Raw genomic sequence first — 15,690 nt, forward strand, 5'->3', positions numbered from 1 at the left:
AACCACGCGAGCGCGGCGCCAGTCCGTGCAAGCCAGGGAGTGAAACCATGTTGAGGAAGAAGACCAACGGGGTTGCGAGACGCCCCCAGCGGAACACCCTCCTGACCGAGGCCGCGAGCGCCTCTGTCGATCGCCGCGCCTTCTTGCGCGGATCCGGCCTCGTGATCGGGGGTCTGTCGGCCATTGCGGCGACAGGCGGCACCGTCACCCAGGCCACCGCCCAGACCGTTGCACCGAAGCCGGTGGAACTGAAGAAATCCGTGTGTACCCATTGTTCCGTCGGTTGCACCGTGATCGCGGAAGTCTCCGACGGTGTCTGGATCGGGCAGGAGCCCGGCTGGGACAGCCCGTTCAACCTCGGTGCGCATTGCGCCAAGGGGGCGTCGGTCCGCGAGCACGCTCACGGCGAGCGCCGCCTCAAGTACCCGATGAAGAAAGAGGGTGGCGAGTGGAAGCGCATCTCCTGGGAGCAGGCGATCGACGAGATCGGCGACCAGATGCTGGCGATCCGCGAGGAAAGCGGCCCTGACAGCGTCTACTGGCTCGGCTCGGCAAAGCACAGCAACGAGCAGGCCTACCTGTTCCGCAAGTTCGCCGCCTACTGGGGCACGAACAACGTGGACCACCAGGCCCGTATCTGTCACTCCACCACGGTTGCCGGGGTTGCGAACACATGGGGCTACGGCGCCATGACCAACTCTTACAACGACATCCACAATTCCAAGGCGATCCTGATCATCGGCGGCAACCCGGCCGAGGCGCACCCCGTCTCGCTGCTGCACGTGCTGCGCGCCAAGGAGCAGAACAACGCCCCGCTGATCGTCTGCGATCCGCGGTTCACCCGCACGGCGGCCCATGCCGACGAATATGTCCGGTTCCGTCCGGGCTCGGACGTGGCGCTCGTCTGGGGCATCCTCTGGCACATCTTCGAGAACGGCTGGGAGGACAAGGAGTTCATCCGCACCCGTGTCTGGGGGATGGACCAGATCCGCGAGGAGGTCGCCCGCTGGACGCCCGACGAGGTGGAGCGCGTGACCGGCGCGCCCGAGTCCCAGCTTCGCCGCGTGGCGATGCAGCTGGCCAACAACCGTCCCGGCACCCTGATCTGGTGCATGGGCGGCACACAGCACACCAACGGCAACAACAACACCCGCGCCTACTGCATCCTGCAGCTCGCGCTCGGCAACATGGGCGTTGCCGGTGGCGGAACCAACATCTTCCGCGGCCATGACAACGTGCAGGGGGCGACCGACCTCGGCGTGCTCGCCGACACGCTTCCGGGCTACTACGGCCTCTCGGCCGGCGCCTGGGGCCACTGGGCCCGGGTGTGGGAAGAGGATCCCGAATGGCTGAAGGGCCGTTTCGCCACGATGAAAGGCGCCGACGGCAAGGACAAGCAGATGATGAACCTCACCGGTATCCCGGTGAGCCGCTGGATCGACGGGGTCCTTGAAGCCAAGGAGAACCTGGAGCAGCCGGACAACACCCGGGCCATGGTGCTCTGGGGGCATGCGCCGAACTCCCAGACCCGGATGACCGAGATGAAGACGGCGATGGAGAAGCTCGACCTGCTGGTCGTGGTGGACCCGTACCCGACGGTCTCGGCGATCCTGCACGACCGCACCGACGGCTGCTACCTGCTGCCGGCTGCGACCCAGTTCGAGACCCGTGGCTCGGTGACCGCCTCGAACCGCTCGCTCCAGTGGCGTGAGCAGGTGGTGGATCCGCTGTTCGAGTCCAAGCCGGACCACGTGATCCTTGCGATGTTCTCGAAGAAATTCGGGTTCGACGACCGGATCTTCCGCAACATTTCGATGGATGGCGAACTCGAGCCGAACATCGAGGACCTGACGCGGGAGTTCAACCGTGGCATGTGGACGATCGGTTACACCGCACAGAGCCCGGAGCGGCTGAAACTCCACATGGAGAACCAGCACACCTTCGATCGCACGACGCTGCAGGCGGTCGGCGGTCCGGCCGACGGGGATTACTACGGTATGCCCTGGCCCGCGTGGGGAACTCCGGAGATGGACCACCCCGGTACGCCCAACCTCTACGACATGTCGAAGCCTGTCGCAGAGGGCGGTCTGACCTTCCGCGCGCGTTTTGGCGTCGAGCGGGACGGCCAGAACCTGCTGGCAGACGGCGTCTACTCGGCAGGCTCGGAGATCCAGGACGGCTATCCCGAGTTCACCATGCAGATGCTGATCGACCTCGGCTGGGACAAGGATCTTACGGCCTATGAACGGCGGATGATCGAGTACGTCGCCGGTTTCATCGACGAGCGTCCCGAGATGGGTGCGGAGGTCGGCGAGCAGTCGCAGACTGGCCCGTATCCGTCGGACTTCGCCGATGCGATCGGGGGCGTAAACTGGAAGACCGACCTTTCGGGCGGCATCCAGCGCGTTGCGATCGCGCATGGCTGTGCGCCCTTCGGCAACGCCAAGGCGCGCGCCGTGGTCTGGACCTTCCCCGACCCGGTGCCGATCCATCGCGAGCCGCTCTACACCAACCGGCGCGATCTCGTGGCGGATTACCCGACCTACGCGGACAAGATGTTCTGGCGGGTGCCGACCATGTACGAGTCGATCCAGAAGAACGACTTCTCGAAGGATTACCCGATCATCCTCACCTCCGGGCGACTGGTGGAATACGAGGGCGGCGGGGACGAGACGCGTTCGAACCCCTGGCTCGCAGAACTCCAGCAGGACATGTTCATCGAGATCAACCCGCGCGACGCCAATAACCTTGGTGTGCGGGACGGTGCGCAGGTCTGGGTCGAGGGTCCGGAGGGCGGCAAGGTCAAGGTCATGGCGATGGTCACACCGCGGGTGGGCGAGGGCGTTGCCTTCATGCCCTTCCATTTCGGCGGGCACTATCAGGGCGAGGATCAACGATCCAAGTACCCCGATGGGGCGGACCCCTACGTCTTGGGGGAAAGCACCAACGTCGCGCAGACCTACGGCTATGACTCGGTCACCCAGATGCAGGAGACCAAGGCCACCCTCTGCAAGATCATGCCAGCGTAAGGAGATAGAGAATGGCTAGAGCAAAATTTCTCTGCGACGCCGAGCGCTGCATCGAATGCAACGCCTGCGTTACAGCGTGCAAGAACGAGCACGAAGTGCCGTGGGGCATCAACCGCCGCCGCGTGGTGACCATCCAGGATGGTCAACCCGGTGAACGGTCGATCTCGGTGGCCTGCATGCATTGTTCGGACGCGCCATGCATGGCGGTCTGCCCTGTGGACTGCTTCTACCAGAACGAGGAGGGGGTGGTTCTCCACTCCAAGGACCTCTGCATCGGTTGCGGCTACTGCTTCTACGCGTGCCCCTTCGGCGCGCCGCAGTACCCGCAGGCGGGCAATTTCGGCTCCCGTGGCAAGATGGACAAGTGCACCTTCTGCGCCGGCGGTCCGGAAGAGACCCATTCCAATGCGGAGTTCTCCAAGTACGGTCGCAACCGGATCGCGGAAGGCAAGCTGCCGATCTGCGCCGAGATGTGCTCCACCAAGGCCCTGCTCGCAGGCGACGGCGATGTCGTCTCCGCGATCTATCGCGAGCGGGTCGTGGCCCGTGGCTTCGGCTCCGGAGCCTGGGGCTGGGGAACCGCCTACGACCAGAAGGGCGGCTGACCGAGGGAATGGCGGCCGGACACGCGCCGGCCGCCGCACCCACTTGCCCTGAATGCGCGGCTCGCCCGGGATCTTCGGATCCGGGGCGGGTCTGCGTTGTCCGGCAATTTCCAAGCTAGGATCGAGTGAGACAACATGAGCAATCGAAACTCCGGCTTCGGCGCATTCCTTGCCCTGACCGTGGTGGTCGTGATCGCCGCGCTGGTGGCATCTCTGGCCGCGCCCGATGCGAATGGCGTGGACGAGGCGGCCCTTGCGGCGGCCCGCGAGGCGACGGGCGGGGCGCAGACCCGCGAGGATATCATGGCCCGCCAGCGGGGTCTCTCCATCGACGACACCTTCCGTAGCTCCGCAATCGGCGATCCCGCCGCGGGGGCGGCCCCGAACCAGCAGCTCGGCACGCTTGGCGGGGTCTCCGACCCCGAGCTGTGGCGGGCGCTCCGCTACAACTCGGCCGATATCAACGCCTCGGCCCGTGGTCCCGCGACCAACGTCCTGATTCAGGATGGCGGCATGACCTGGCTCAACTTTCGCGAAAACATCATCGCCAAGTGGGGCGGATGGCTGTTGGTCGGCATGATCGGCCTTCTGGGGTTCTTCTACCTGACCCGCGGCCGGGTGCCGATCGCCGGCGAGAAGACCGGCCGGCTGGTCCTCCGCTTCGGAAGCATCGACCGATTCTGCCACTGGCTGACCGCCAGTTCGTTCATTCTGCTCGGCATCACCGGGCTGATTTCGATGTATGGCCGGCCGTGGCTGATCTCTGTCATGGGCAAGGAGGCCCATGCCGACCTCGCCCACTGGTCCAAGCTGATCCATAACAGCGTCAGCTTCGCCTTCATCCTCGGCGTGATCCTGATCTTCCTGAAATGGGTGCGCTTCAACATCCCCAACATGAACGACCTGCGCTGGCTCCGCGTCATGGGCGGGCTATTCGACGATTCCATCCACCCGCCGGCGGGCAAGTTCAACGCCGGGCAAAAGATCATCTTCTGGTCCGTCATGCTGATGTCAGCCGGCGTGGTTGCGACGGGTATCAGCCTGCTGCTGCCGTTCCGCTTCGCGGTCATGGGGGACATCTTCGCCTGGGTGAACGGGATCGGGGTGCTGTCGTGGTTCGGGTTCGGCGATCTGCCGGTACACCTCTCGCCGCAGGAGGAGATGCAATATACCCAGATCGTCCACGCCGTCTTTGCGTTCCTGTTCATGGCGATGATCATCGGCCACATCTACATCGGAACGCTCGGCATGGAGGGCGCCTTCGACGCCATGGGCACGGGCTATGTCGAGGAGCAATGGGCGCGCGAGCACCATTCGATCTGGCTCGAGGAGGTGAAGGCGGATGAGCGTGCGGCGCAGCCGGCGGAATAGGCCGCTGGGTTGCCTGCTGGGCCTGTGGCTGGCGGCACCCGCCGGGATGCTGGCCGCGCAGGAGTTCCAGACCCTCAAGGGCCACGGCGGGCCGATCATGGGCATCGCTGTGTCGCCCGACGGGGTGGTCGCGACCGCGAGCTTCGACAACTCGGTGGGGCGCTGGAACGGCGGCCCGCCGCAATGGCTGGAAGGCCACGACGCGGCGGTGACGGCCATCGCCTACGGGCCCGAGGGGCTGCTGGTGAGCGGAGGGGACGATTTCGCCGTCCGAACCTGGGGCGAGACACCGCAAATCCTCGGGAAGCACGAGGGAAAGGTTGCCTGCGTCGCCGTCGCGCCTTCGGGGGACAGGATCGCAAGTGGCAGTTGGGACGGCTCGATCCGCCTCTGGCCGCTTGATGGCGGGGCGGAGGAAAGCCTTCCCGACCCCGGTGCGGGCGTCAATGACGTGGCGTTCTCGGCCGATGGCCGGTTTCTCTTTGCCGCCACCAATGGCGGCGATCTGCTCCGTTACGATCTCGCAAACGGCGGCACCCCGATGCCGCTGGCCCGGCACGGGTTCGGGATCAACCGGCTCGTCCTCGGCGAGGGCTGGGTCGCCTATGGCGCGGTCGACGGCCAGACACGGGTGATCGATGCAGAAACCGGCGACGAGATCGCCGATTTCACCCTCGAGCGGCGGCCGATCCTCGCGATGGCGCGGCACGCCGAGACCAACCAGATCGCCGTTGGCGACGGGCAGGGCTACATCATGATGCTCGACACCGCCGACTGGCGGATCGCCCGCGACTTCCGCGCGACGCGGGAAGGGCCGGTCTGGGCGCTGGCCTTCTCGCCGGACGGCACGGTCATTCACGCCGGCGGACTGGACGACGTGGTCTATGCCTGGCCTGTGTCGGCGCTCGGCGAGTTCGATCCCGCAATGGGGCAGGAGCGCAGCTTCCTGCGCGACGCCGAGACCATGCCCAACGGCGAGCGGCAGTTCATGCGCAAGTGCTCGATCTGTCACGATGTGAGCCCGGGCCCCTCGCGCAAGGCCGGCCCGACGTTGCACGGCCTGTTCGGGCGCCGCGCCGGCACGGTGCCCGGCTACCTCTATTCGCCGACCCTCGACGGGTCTGATATCGTCTGGACCGCAGAGACGGTGAACGCCCTGTTCGACGAGGGACCGGACCATTATATTCCCGGCTCGAAGATGCCGATGCAGGTCATTGCTGCTGCCAGCGACAGGGACGACCTGATCCGCTATCTCGAGACGGCCACAACGGGAGAATGAACCAGAAATGAAAGCCATGCTTGCAGGGTTCGCGGCCTCGGTCGTCATCGCGATCGGCGCTTGGTACGGCGCCCACCACCTCGGGCTCTCCTCGCAGGAGGTCTATACCGGCACCAATGTGCGGCTGGAGTAGGCGGCAACAGCGCAATGACCGCTCCAAGGCAGCGCGCGGCTGACAGCGCGGCAGATGACTACGGCAGAAATCTGTCGGGGGCCTCGGTGCTCGTGATCGATGACGAGCCGGGGATGCGGAACTTTCTGACCAAGGTGCTCGAGCCGCGCGTGAAACGGGTGGAGCAGGCCGCGAGCCCGCGCGAGGCGACCCAGAAGCTCGACGGAGCGCATTTCGACCTGCTGATCCTCGACAACCTGATGCCGGGGATCAAGGGGCTCGACTGGATGGACGAGCAGCGCCGCAAGGGATTCTTTGGTGACACGATCCTGATCACGGCCTATGCCGACCTGGAAACGGCGATCAGCGCGCTGCGCGCCGGCGTGAGCGATTTCGTTCTGAAGCCCTTCCGGGCCAACCAGATCCTGGGCGCCATCGAGCGAACGCTGGACCGCAAGCACCTGCGCCGGGAGAACGCGCTGCTGCGCCGGGAACTCTATGCCAACAACCTGCGCGGCGAGATGATCGGCAAGTCCGAGGCGCTGTCGGCCGTGCATTCCATGCTCAAGAAACTCGCGCCACTGCCGACGCCGGTACTGTTTCTCGGCGAGAGCGGGACCGGCAAGGAGCTCGCGGCCGGCCATTTGCACGAGATGTCGGACCGGGCGGAGGCGCCTTTCGTGGCGGTGAACTGCGCCGCCATCGATCCTGACAGGATCGTCGCCGAATTGTTCGGCGTGGTCGACGACAGCGGGCAGCTGAAGCAGGGCCTCTTCCAACTCGCCGATGGCGGCACGCTGTTTCTCGACGAGGTGGCCCAGATGCCCGCGCAACTGCAGGCCGCGCTGTTGCGGGTGCTGGAGGACAAGAAGGTGCGCCCCCTCGGCGCGGAACGCGAAATCCCCTTGGATCTGCGCTTCCTCTTCGCGACCAACGCCGACCTTCACAAGGCTGTGGAGGAGGGTCGGTTCCGCATGGACCTCTACCACCGGATCAATGTCGTCACGATCGAGATTCCGCCCCTGCGTCGGCGATCCGAGGATATCGTTGAACTGGCTGCCCGCTTCATGGAGCAATTCTCGAACACGCTGGGTATGCCGGCGCTGGATCTGGATGAGCAGACCCTGCTCAAGATGCGGCGCTACGACTGGCCGGGGAATGTGCGGGAGCTGCGGAACCTGATCGAACGCTCTGTCATCCTTGGCGATTTCCCCGAGGAATTCGCCGGCAGCGGCGCGGTCAAGGGGCCGGAGGCGAAGGAGAACCTCGACATGGTGGTCCAACGGCACATCCTGCACGTGCTCGACCACTGCGGCGGGAACCGGGCCGAGGCCGCCCGCAGGCTCGGCGTGTCACGCAAGACCATCGACCGCAAGCTCGCGGCCTGGGAGCTTTGAGCCCGACGCTCAGTCGTCCGCCAGGCCGCGCTTCCATTCACCCTTGAGAAAGCGCAGGTGGAACGACGGGAACTTGACAACTTCCTCGGCCAGAAACAGCGCGAAGACCCAGGTCACGGAAAGGTCGAGATAGAGGATGAACAGCGCGGTCAACGGCACTCGGAACAGCCACTGTGCGGCGAGAAAGATGTTCATCACGTAGACCGTATCGCCGCCCGCCCGGAGCGTGTGGCCGCACATCGCGTTCGAGCCCTTCGGGAAGGGCAGGATAAGCAGAAACGGCAGGAAGCTCAGCAGCGCCGCGCGGGTTCCGGCCTCGAGATTGTCGTAGAGCGTGCCGGAGGCGAGGATGATTCCGAAAAACGCGAGCGCAACGATGCCGGCGGCGATCAGCGCGCCGCGCCAGGCCCGGCGGAGAAAGCTATCGAGCTCCGGCCCCCGGCAGTCCCGTCCCAGAAGCTGCGCCACGGCGATCCCCGTCGCCATCGCCCAGGAGATGCTGAAGGTGCCCGCCACCATCACCCAAGGTTGGATCAGCGTCATCGCGGCGAAGTCGTTCACCGTCATCTTCACGAAGAGCAGGGTGGAAACGTAGTTGGCGACCGTGTTGCTGGCGAAAGTGCCGGCAATCGGAAGGGAAAAGGCCAGATGCCGCCGGATCGAGACCCGAAGGGTGGTGTTGCGCCAACCCGAGACATTGCGGAAGCCGCCGGTTATCCCGAGAAGACCCACAGCGAGAAACAGCACCCTGGCGAGCGCGCCGGCGGCGCTGCCGACCGCGGCGCCGGTGACGCCCATCTCCGGCAGGCCGAAATGGCCGTGGATCAGCGCGTAGCTGATACCGACGTTCATCGGGATCGCGACGAGGTAGCTCAGGAACGGCACCTTGGTCTTGCCGCAACCGTTGAAATAGCTGCCCATGCACTGGCCGACAGCTTCCAGCATGACCACCCAGAGGAACACCGAGAGATAGCTCCGCGCCTCGCCGGCGATCCAGGGGGTATGGGCGAAATGGTCGATGAAGGTGCCAGCCAGCGACCAGACGATCACGAGGCCGATGAGCGCGACAACAAGGCTGATGATCATTCCGGCCACGAAGGCGGTCTTGAGGTTGACCGGCTCGCCGGTGCCGAAGGCCTGTGCCACCCGGATCTGGGTCGCATTCGCGAAGGCGGCGAGCACCCCCAGAAGCAGGGCGCCGAACGAGGCGGCGAGGCCCATCGCGGCCAGCGCCGGTTCACCAAGCGCCGAGACCAGCCAGGCGTCGATCACGACGATGCCGTGCAGCATCATCGCCTTGAGTGTCAGCGGCCAGGCCAGGTTGAGAACGGCCCTGTTGGTCGGAATCGTCGGTGATGCCTGGGTATCGGACATCGGCACTCCAGATCGCAAATGGTGGCACACTGCGTCGGTCGTCGCGGGCTCTTTCACATCCGCCACGGGCTGGCTGCGGGAACGTCCCTGGTTATCCGGCGAGGGTCTTGAGCAGGTGCCTGCGGGGCAGGCGGTTTGGCCGTTCTTCCGTCAATCGGGCGCCCTGTCGGGCCAGGCCAGCTCCGCTCGGGGCGGAGAGGGGCTGGCGCCCCACCCGAGAAGGGATGGGGCGCCGGTCGGTGTCGTGTACGGGGCGGGAGCTCTGCCTACTGGCCCAGCATCGCCGGCAGCGTCAGCGAGACTGCCGGGAAGTAGGTCACCAGGATCAGCGCGGCCAGGATCGCGAGGTAGAACGGGAAAATGGACTTCACCGCGTCCTCGATCCGGATCCGGCCCACCGCGCAGCCGGTGAACAGGCAAGTGCCCACCGGCGGGGTGCAAAGGCCGAGGCCCAGGTTGACCAGCATCATGATACCGAACTGGATCGGATCCATCCCGAGATCCTTGGCGATCGGCAGGAAAATCGGTGTGCAGATCAGGATCAGCGCCGCCATGTCCATGATCATGCCAAGCACCAGCAGCATCAGGTTGATCATCAGCAGGATCATGATCTTGCTCTCGGAGATGCTGAGCAGCAGCGCAGAGAGCTTGTCCGGAACCTGGAAGATCACCAGAAGATAGGCAAAGGCGCCGGCGAAGCCGATCAGGATCATCACCATCGCGGTAGTGCGCACCGCCGAGGTCAACGCGGTGGTGAAGCCTTTCCAGCCGAGTGAGCGGTAGACGAAGGCGGTCAGCAGCACCGCGTAGATCGCACCGAAGGCACCGGACTCGGTCACCGTGAAGATGCCCGAGAGCACGCCGCCGACGATGATCACGGCGGTGATCAGGCCGGGCACGGCGATGGCGCCGGTGCGCGCGACCTCACCCCAGCCGGGGAAGGGTTCGGCCGGATATTTGTGCTTGATCGCGATGACATAGGCCGCAACCGCCAGGCAGAGGCACATGAGCACCCCGGGAATGACGCCGGCGAGGAACAGCTTGGACACCGAGATGCCGCCGCCCGCCGCCACGGCATAGATGATCATGTTGTGGCTCGGCGGGATGACGATCCCGGCGATGGAGGAGGTGACGGTGACGTTCACCGCGTAATCCGCCCGGTATCCGCGTTCCTTCATGACCGGGATCAGGATCGAGCCGAGCGCCGAGATGTCGGCAATGGCCGAGCCCGAAATGCCGCCGAAGAGCATCGAGGACAGGATGTTCACCGTCGCCAGGCCGCCGCGGATATGGCCCACGAGGGTGGAGGCAAATCGCACAAGCCGGATGGCGATCCCGCCATGCAGCATGATCTCGCCCGCAAAGACGAAGAATGGGATCGCCAGCAGCGCAAACACGTTGATGCCCGCCATGGTCCGCTGGAAGGTCAGCAGCAGCGGGAAACCTTCGAACCACATGGCCGAGGCCGCCGCGATGCCCATTGCGAATGCCACGGGCACACCGATGATCACGCTTCCGAAGAAGACGCCAAGGAGAATGCCAAGACCCATTGCTCAGTTCTCCTCGTGATGGATGGGGTCGGGATAGACTTCGCCGTTCCGCCAATAGATGACGCGAAAGACTGCGCGGAAGCCGGCGAAGATGAAGATCAGGCCACCACTCGTCACCATGGCGAGGGTACGGAAGCTCTCGGGGATGTTCAGCATCGGCAGAAGCGTTTCCCAGCCGAAGTTGAACAGCACGATACCGCCGTAGAACATGACCGCGCCGAAGCAGGCAAGGATGATGTCGATGAAGAAGCGCAGGAACCCGGAGACACGCGGGCCGAATGCGTCGCGGAAGAGTGTCACGCTGAGATGGAACTGTTCGTGGATGCCGACCGCGGCGCCGAGGAACGCGATGTAGGCAACCAGAAGAAGCCCGAGCTGTTCAACCCATGTCGGAGTGACGTTCATCACATATCTCCCCCAGACCAGCCATCCGAATGTGGAGACCAGAACGAAGAGAGCGACGGCACAAAGGATGAGGCAGAGTTTGGAGAGGAGGCCGAGCCACTCCTCCACTCTGTGTACGAAGGAAAGGCTGTCTGACATGCCCCTTGCTTTCTTTGTTGGCTGGCGCCCCGGACCCTCCGGGGCGCCGCGTTGTCAGGATCGTATCACTCGAAGTTCTGGAAGAGCGCGACGATTTCCGCCATGTCCGGGTTCGCTGCGAGATATTTCTCGTAGACCGGCTTCATCGCTTCCTGGAACGGTGCCTTGTCCTCGATCATGTTGACCTGCACGCCGGCGGCCTTCACGATCTCGAGGGACTGCGTTTCACGCTCTTTCCACAGCTCGCGCTGCAGCATGGTGGAGTTCTTGCCCGCGGTCTTGACGATCTCCTGCTGTTCCGGGGTCAGGGTGTCCCAGGTCTTTTTGGAGATGGCCAGGACTTCCGGAATGATCAGGTGCTCGGAGAACGAGTAGTAGGGAGCGACCTCGTGGTGAGCCGTCGACTCGTAGGAGGGCGGGTTGTTTTCCGCGCCGTCCACGACGTTCGTCTTGATCGACTGGTAGACTTCGGCGAAAGCCATCGGCGTCGCGTTGCCACCCATCGCGTCGATCATGTCGACGAACAGGTCGTTGTTCATCACGCGGATCTTCATGCCCTTGATGTCTTCGGGCGAGTTGATCGGGCCCTTGCTGTTGTAGAACGAGCGCGCGCCGGCGTCATAGTAACCCAGTGCGATCAGGCCCTTGGCTTCCAGACCCTTGGAGAGGGCTTCGCCCGGCGCGCCGTCCATGGCGCGGTGCATCTGGTCGATGCTCTTGAAGATGAAGGGCAGCGACACGACGTTCGCCTCGGGAACGGCCTGACCCATCGGGCCGAGGCTGAATTCACCAAAGTCGATGATGCCGAGCCGGGTCTGCTCGATCGCGTCCGGCTGCGAACCGAGCACGCCCTGGTGGAACACCTCGCCCTTGATCTCGCCGTTGGTCTTCTCGGTGACTTCGGCCATGAAGGCTTCCATGCCGTGCGACACCGGGTAGTCGGCGACGTGAATGTTCCAGCCGCGCCAGTCCTTCGCCTCGGCGGCGGGAGCCGCCATCACGACGGCAAACGCCAGCGCGCTTGCAAGGGCAGTGGCCCCAAAACCTTTGATTCCCATTAGTTCCTCCCTTGGGTAAAGCGGATTGATGGTGGGCACATTACGCATATGACAAACTTTTACAACGCGGAAAGGTGCGACACATTGATATACCAGTTTAGACAGGTAGATGCACCTTCGTCCAGTGAGGCGGGCCCCGATGGCCGAATCTGAATTACAATTGAAAATCAATAAGTAAACCAGGATTGACCGAGGGCATTCTCGATTGCAGGGGAGGTCCGTCCGTTCCAGCGACGCGATCCGGCCATCCGTCTCTGGAAGGTAAGCTTCACCGGAAATTCGTAGAAGTGGCATTTTACAAATTTGAATTTGATGGCTACATCAAGGGTGTAGAGGTGGCATCGGACGGGATGCGTGCCTCGCGGGACGTGCTGCTTTCGTATAGGGGAATCGTGGTGGCCGGCCGAGTCTTGAGGGGGAGAACAATGAGCGAAGCGCCTGAAAATGCTACGCCGCGCCCGGCGCGCACTGGAACCTTGTCTGATCACGTGTACGAGAATATCGTCGCTGCGATCGCCGATGGAACCTATCCGCTCGGCAGCAAGCTACCCACCGAATATGCAATGTGTGACCAATTCGGTGTCTCCCGGCCCGTGCTCCGTCAGGCGCTTCGGCAGCTGCGGGAGGACGATGTCATCCATTCTCGGCAGGGCTCGGGATCTTACGTCAAGCGGCGCCCTGACCATGCGATCTTGAGCTTCGCTCCCGTCGGGTCGATCGCCGACATCCAGAGGACGTTCGAATTTCGCGCCGCCGTCGAGGGCGAGGCCGCCTATCTCGCTGCGGAGCGGCGCACCGCGAAGGACCTGGAGGCGATCCGCGCGGCGGTGGCCGAGCTCGACCGGTGCATCCGGGAGAACGAGCTGGGCGTGGACGCCGACGAGGTGTTGCACTCTGCGATCTGCCAGGCCTCGGACAACCACTACTTTGTGGCCGCACGACAATCGATGCGGGAAAACATCCTGGCTGGCATGAACCTCACCCGGAATCTCTCCCTCACCAAGACGCGCCAGCGGCTCGACCTCGTCCAGGCCGAGCATTACGCCATCCTCGACGCCATCGAACGTCAGGATTGCGAGGGCGCGCGCAAGGCCATGCGTGCGCATGTCGAGAACGCCAGGCGGCGGGTCTTCGAGGGCAGCTGAGTCGCGCGCTTTGGGACAGGCGCGGGTCAGAATCGGCGTCAGACATGCAAGTTGAATTGTTAGAATTGGTGCGACACTTCGTGTCAGAAATGCCAGATGCCGAAATTTCGATCAGCCCTGCAGTAATGGCTATCATTATGAAAAACATTCGGTAATCTGTTTTTGGTTGTGACGATTGCCCTCCGCTGATGTGACCGGAGCGACAATCTAGCATGTCAGATTTGTAAAATTTGTCTGGACATACTCCCCGTCTGAGATACTAGATCCCGTCAACGCCGCCACCGAAACTGGGGCGACGTTGGGAGGGAAGCATGGTGCAAATAGCGGTAGATCGGCTGAGGACGGTTTCGGAACTCCTTCTTGGCATGCGCTTGTCTCCCGAAAAAAGTAAGGTTTCTCAGATTGTTGACGCCCTTCGTGCGCTGATCGTCGAAATCAAGCTGCTCCCAGGGCAGCAAATTTCCGAGCTCGAGGTGGCGGATGCTCTGGAGACGAGCAAGACGCCGGTGCGCGAGGCGCTGATACGTTTGGAAGACGCGGGACTTGTTAGAATTGTTCCCAAGAGCGGGACATATGTGACACCGATCCGAATCGACCGTTACGTCGAGGCCTGCTTCATCCGGGTGAATTTGGAGATCGGCGCTGTGCGCAGGGCTGCCAGGAAATCCCATACCTCCGACGGTGACTTCTGCCGCGAACTCGACGAGGGCATCGCGGAACAGGAAGAGGTGATCGCGCGCGACGATTACCGCCGTTTCTTCGAACTGGATGAAGCCTTTCATCGTGCGCTCTACCAGCTGGCCGGCGTTCCGGGGGTGTGGTGGACGGTCAAGGGCGTCCAGGCCGATGTCGACCGGGTGCGCCACCTCAAGACCCTGCGGAACATCCGCAAGGGCCCTCAGATCATCGAACAGCACCGCGCCATTCGGGACGCGATCGCAGCCGGGTCTCCGGCCGACGCCGAGACGGCGCTGCTGGCCCATATCGGCGGACTCGGCACCGAGATCGAGACGCTCTCGCGCCAGCCGGGCCTGCTCGAACATATCGAAATTCTCAATGCTGCTGTGAAGCGGCCTCACCTGCTTCGTGCGTAGCGCGAGCAAAGAACTCCAGATCGGGAGGAATGATGTCCGGCGTGTTTCTTGAAGGGATCGTGAAGCGATACGGATCGCTTTCTGTGGTTCATGGGATCGATCTCGAGATCAAGCCTCGGGAATTCGTTGTCCTCGTCGGGCCTTCGGGCTGCGGCAAATCCACGACGCTGCGTATGATCGCGGGTCTGGAAGAAATCTCCGACGGCACGCTTCGCATCGGCGACCGTGTGATGAACAGGGTCGCGCCGAAGGACCGTGACGTGGCGATGGTGTTCCAGAACTACGCGCTCTATCCGCACCTCAACGTGGCCGACAACATGGCCTTCGGTCTGCGGATCCGGAAGACGCCGAAAGACGAGATCGCCAAGTCGATCGAAGAAGTCGCCCAGATCCTCGGTCTGACCGATTATCTCGAGCGTCGTCCGGCCGACCTCTCCGGTGGTCAACGCCAGCGTGTCGCCATGGGCCGCGCCATCGTTCGCCATCCGGACGTTTTCCTGTTCGACGAACCGCTCTCGAACCTCGACGCGAAGCTGCGGACCCAGATGCGCGCAGAGATCAAGCGCCTGCACAAGCGTCTGGGCGTTACCTCGATCTACGTGACCCACGACCAGGTGGAAGCCATGACGCTCGCCGACCGGATCGTCGTGATGGCCGATGGCCGGATCGAGCAGATCGGCACGCCGATGGACCTGTTCAACAACCCGATCAATACCTTCGTTGCCGGCTTCATCGGCTCGCCGCCGATGAACCAGTTCCCCGGCGTGATCGAGGAAGCCCAGGGTGGGGGGCTGGTCGTGCGGGCCACTAACGGTACGATCATCCCGCTCGAGTCGCTTGAAGCATTCAGCGGTTCCGCCGGGCGCGAGGTTGTCGTGGGCATCCGCCCCGAGCACGTTCACCTCGGGGCCGAGGACGGCACGAGCGCAATCCCGATCGAGCTGGACCTGATCGAGACGCTTGGCTCCGAAGCGCTGCTGCACACCCATGTCGGCAACGAGACCTTCGTCGCCAAGGTCGAGACCCACGGTGAAATCGGCCACCTGCACGGTGTCAATGCGCTGCACGTCAAGCCGGAGAGGGTCAAGCTCTTCGACCGTGAAACCGGCCGCGCCATTGGCCGGGCAGCCTGA

Annotated in this window: 13 protein-coding genes; 9 read left to right on the forward strand and 4 right to left on the reverse strand. The window is 63.7% G+C overall.

The annotated features are described in order from the left end of the window. The first annotated feature begins 47 nt into the window (after window positions 1-47). The 6 genes from ACFQ2S_RS05830 to ACFQ2S_RS05855 all read left to right on the forward strand — a co-directional run bounded on the left by ACFQ2S_RS05830 (window position 48) and on the right by ACFQ2S_RS05855 (window position 7,793). Window positions 48-3,029, forward strand: a complete 2,982-nt coding sequence (locus ACFQ2S_RS05830) for a formate dehydrogenase subunit alpha (protein ID WP_386073468.1) — start codon at window positions 48-50, stop codon at window positions 3,027-3,029. Between the two features lie 11 nt (window positions 3,030-3,040). After that, on the forward strand, window positions 3,041-3,634 hold the full coding sequence (gene fdh3B, locus ACFQ2S_RS05835; RefSeq protein WP_386073470.1) for a formate dehydrogenase FDH3 subunit beta: 594 nt from the start codon (window positions 3,041-3,043) through the stop codon (window positions 3,632-3,634). Between the two features lie 135 nt (window positions 3,635-3,769). Beyond that, a complete protein-coding gene (locus ACFQ2S_RS05840; RefSeq protein ID WP_386073471.1) occupies window positions 3,770-5,005 on the forward strand; it encodes a formate dehydrogenase subunit gamma in 1,236 nt (411 codons plus the stop codon). Then, window positions 4,977-6,284: a c-type cytochrome gene (locus tag ACFQ2S_RS05845; RefSeq protein WP_386073473.1), complete on the forward strand. Its 1,308-nt coding sequence runs from the start codon at window positions 4,977-4,979 to the stop codon at window positions 6,282-6,284. The genes ACFQ2S_RS05840 and ACFQ2S_RS05845 overlap by 29 nt, the downstream gene beginning before the upstream one ends. 7 nt (window positions 6,285-6,291) lie before the next feature. Continuing rightward, complete coding sequence (locus tag ACFQ2S_RS05850) at window positions 6,292-6,417, forward strand: hypothetical protein (RefSeq protein WP_386073474.1); 126 nt, start codon at window positions 6,292-6,294, stop codon at window positions 6,415-6,417. A gap of 14 nt (window positions 6,418-6,431) precedes the next feature. Continuing rightward, window positions 6,432-7,793 carry a sigma-54-dependent transcriptional regulator gene (locus ACFQ2S_RS05855; protein WP_386073475.1) on the forward strand — a complete coding sequence of 454 codons (1,362 nt, stop codon included), beginning with the start codon at window positions 6,432-6,434 and terminating at the stop codon, window positions 7,791-7,793. Between the two features lie 9 nt (window positions 7,794-7,802). Here the strand turns inward: ACFQ2S_RS05855 and ACFQ2S_RS05860 are convergent, their stop codons facing one another. The 4 genes from ACFQ2S_RS05860 to ACFQ2S_RS05875 all read right to left on the reverse strand — a co-directional run bounded on the left by ACFQ2S_RS05860 (window position 7,803) and on the right by ACFQ2S_RS05875 (window position 12,318). Continuing rightward, entirely contained in the window at window positions 7,803-9,167 is a 1,365-nt protein-coding gene (locus ACFQ2S_RS05860; protein ID WP_386073477.1) for an MATE family efflux transporter, read from the reverse strand. 266 nt (window positions 9,168-9,433) lie between these two features. Continuing rightward, complete coding sequence (locus ACFQ2S_RS05865) at window positions 9,434-10,717, reverse strand: TRAP transporter large permease (protein WP_386073479.1); 1,284 nt, start codon at window positions 10,715-10,717, stop codon at window positions 9,434-9,436. 3 nt (window positions 10,718-10,720) lie between these two features. Beyond that, a complete protein-coding gene (locus ACFQ2S_RS05870) occupies window positions 10,721-11,260 on the reverse strand; it encodes a TRAP transporter small permease (protein WP_386073481.1) in 540 nt (179 codons plus the stop codon). A 65-nt stretch (window positions 11,261-11,325) separates the two neighbouring features. After that, entirely contained in the window at window positions 11,326-12,318 is a 993-nt protein-coding gene (locus tag ACFQ2S_RS05875; RefSeq protein ID WP_386073483.1) for a TRAP transporter substrate-binding protein, read from the reverse strand. A gap of 425 nt (window positions 12,319-12,743) precedes the next feature. On the opposite strand from ACFQ2S_RS05875, the gene ACFQ2S_RS05880 reads away from it, so the two are divergent. The 3 genes from ACFQ2S_RS05880 to ACFQ2S_RS05890 all read left to right on the forward strand — a co-directional run bounded on the left by ACFQ2S_RS05880 (window position 12,744) and on the right by ACFQ2S_RS05890 (window position 15,690). Then, a complete protein-coding gene (locus ACFQ2S_RS05880) occupies window positions 12,744-13,463 on the forward strand; it encodes a FadR/GntR family transcriptional regulator (protein ID WP_386073485.1) in 720 nt (239 codons plus the stop codon). A 311-nt stretch (window positions 13,464-13,774) separates the two neighbouring features. Beyond that, window positions 13,775-14,557 (forward strand): GntR family transcriptional regulator, encoded by a 783-nt coding sequence (locus tag ACFQ2S_RS05885; protein WP_386073487.1) that lies wholly within the window; start codon window positions 13,775-13,777, stop codon window positions 14,555-14,557. A 32-nt stretch (window positions 14,558-14,589) separates the two neighbouring features. Next, the gene (locus ACFQ2S_RS05890) at window positions 14,590-15,690 is read left to right on the forward strand and encodes an ABC transporter ATP-binding protein (protein ID WP_386073489.1); all 1,101 of its coding nucleotides are present in this window, start codon (window positions 14,590-14,592) and stop codon (window positions 15,688-15,690) included.

Origin of the sequence: Tropicimonas aquimaris (genome assembly GCF_042676185.1) — a bacterium.
Taxonomy (GTDB): Bacteria; Pseudomonadota; Alphaproteobacteria; order Rhodobacterales; family Rhodobacteraceae; genus Tropicimonas; species Tropicimonas aquimaris.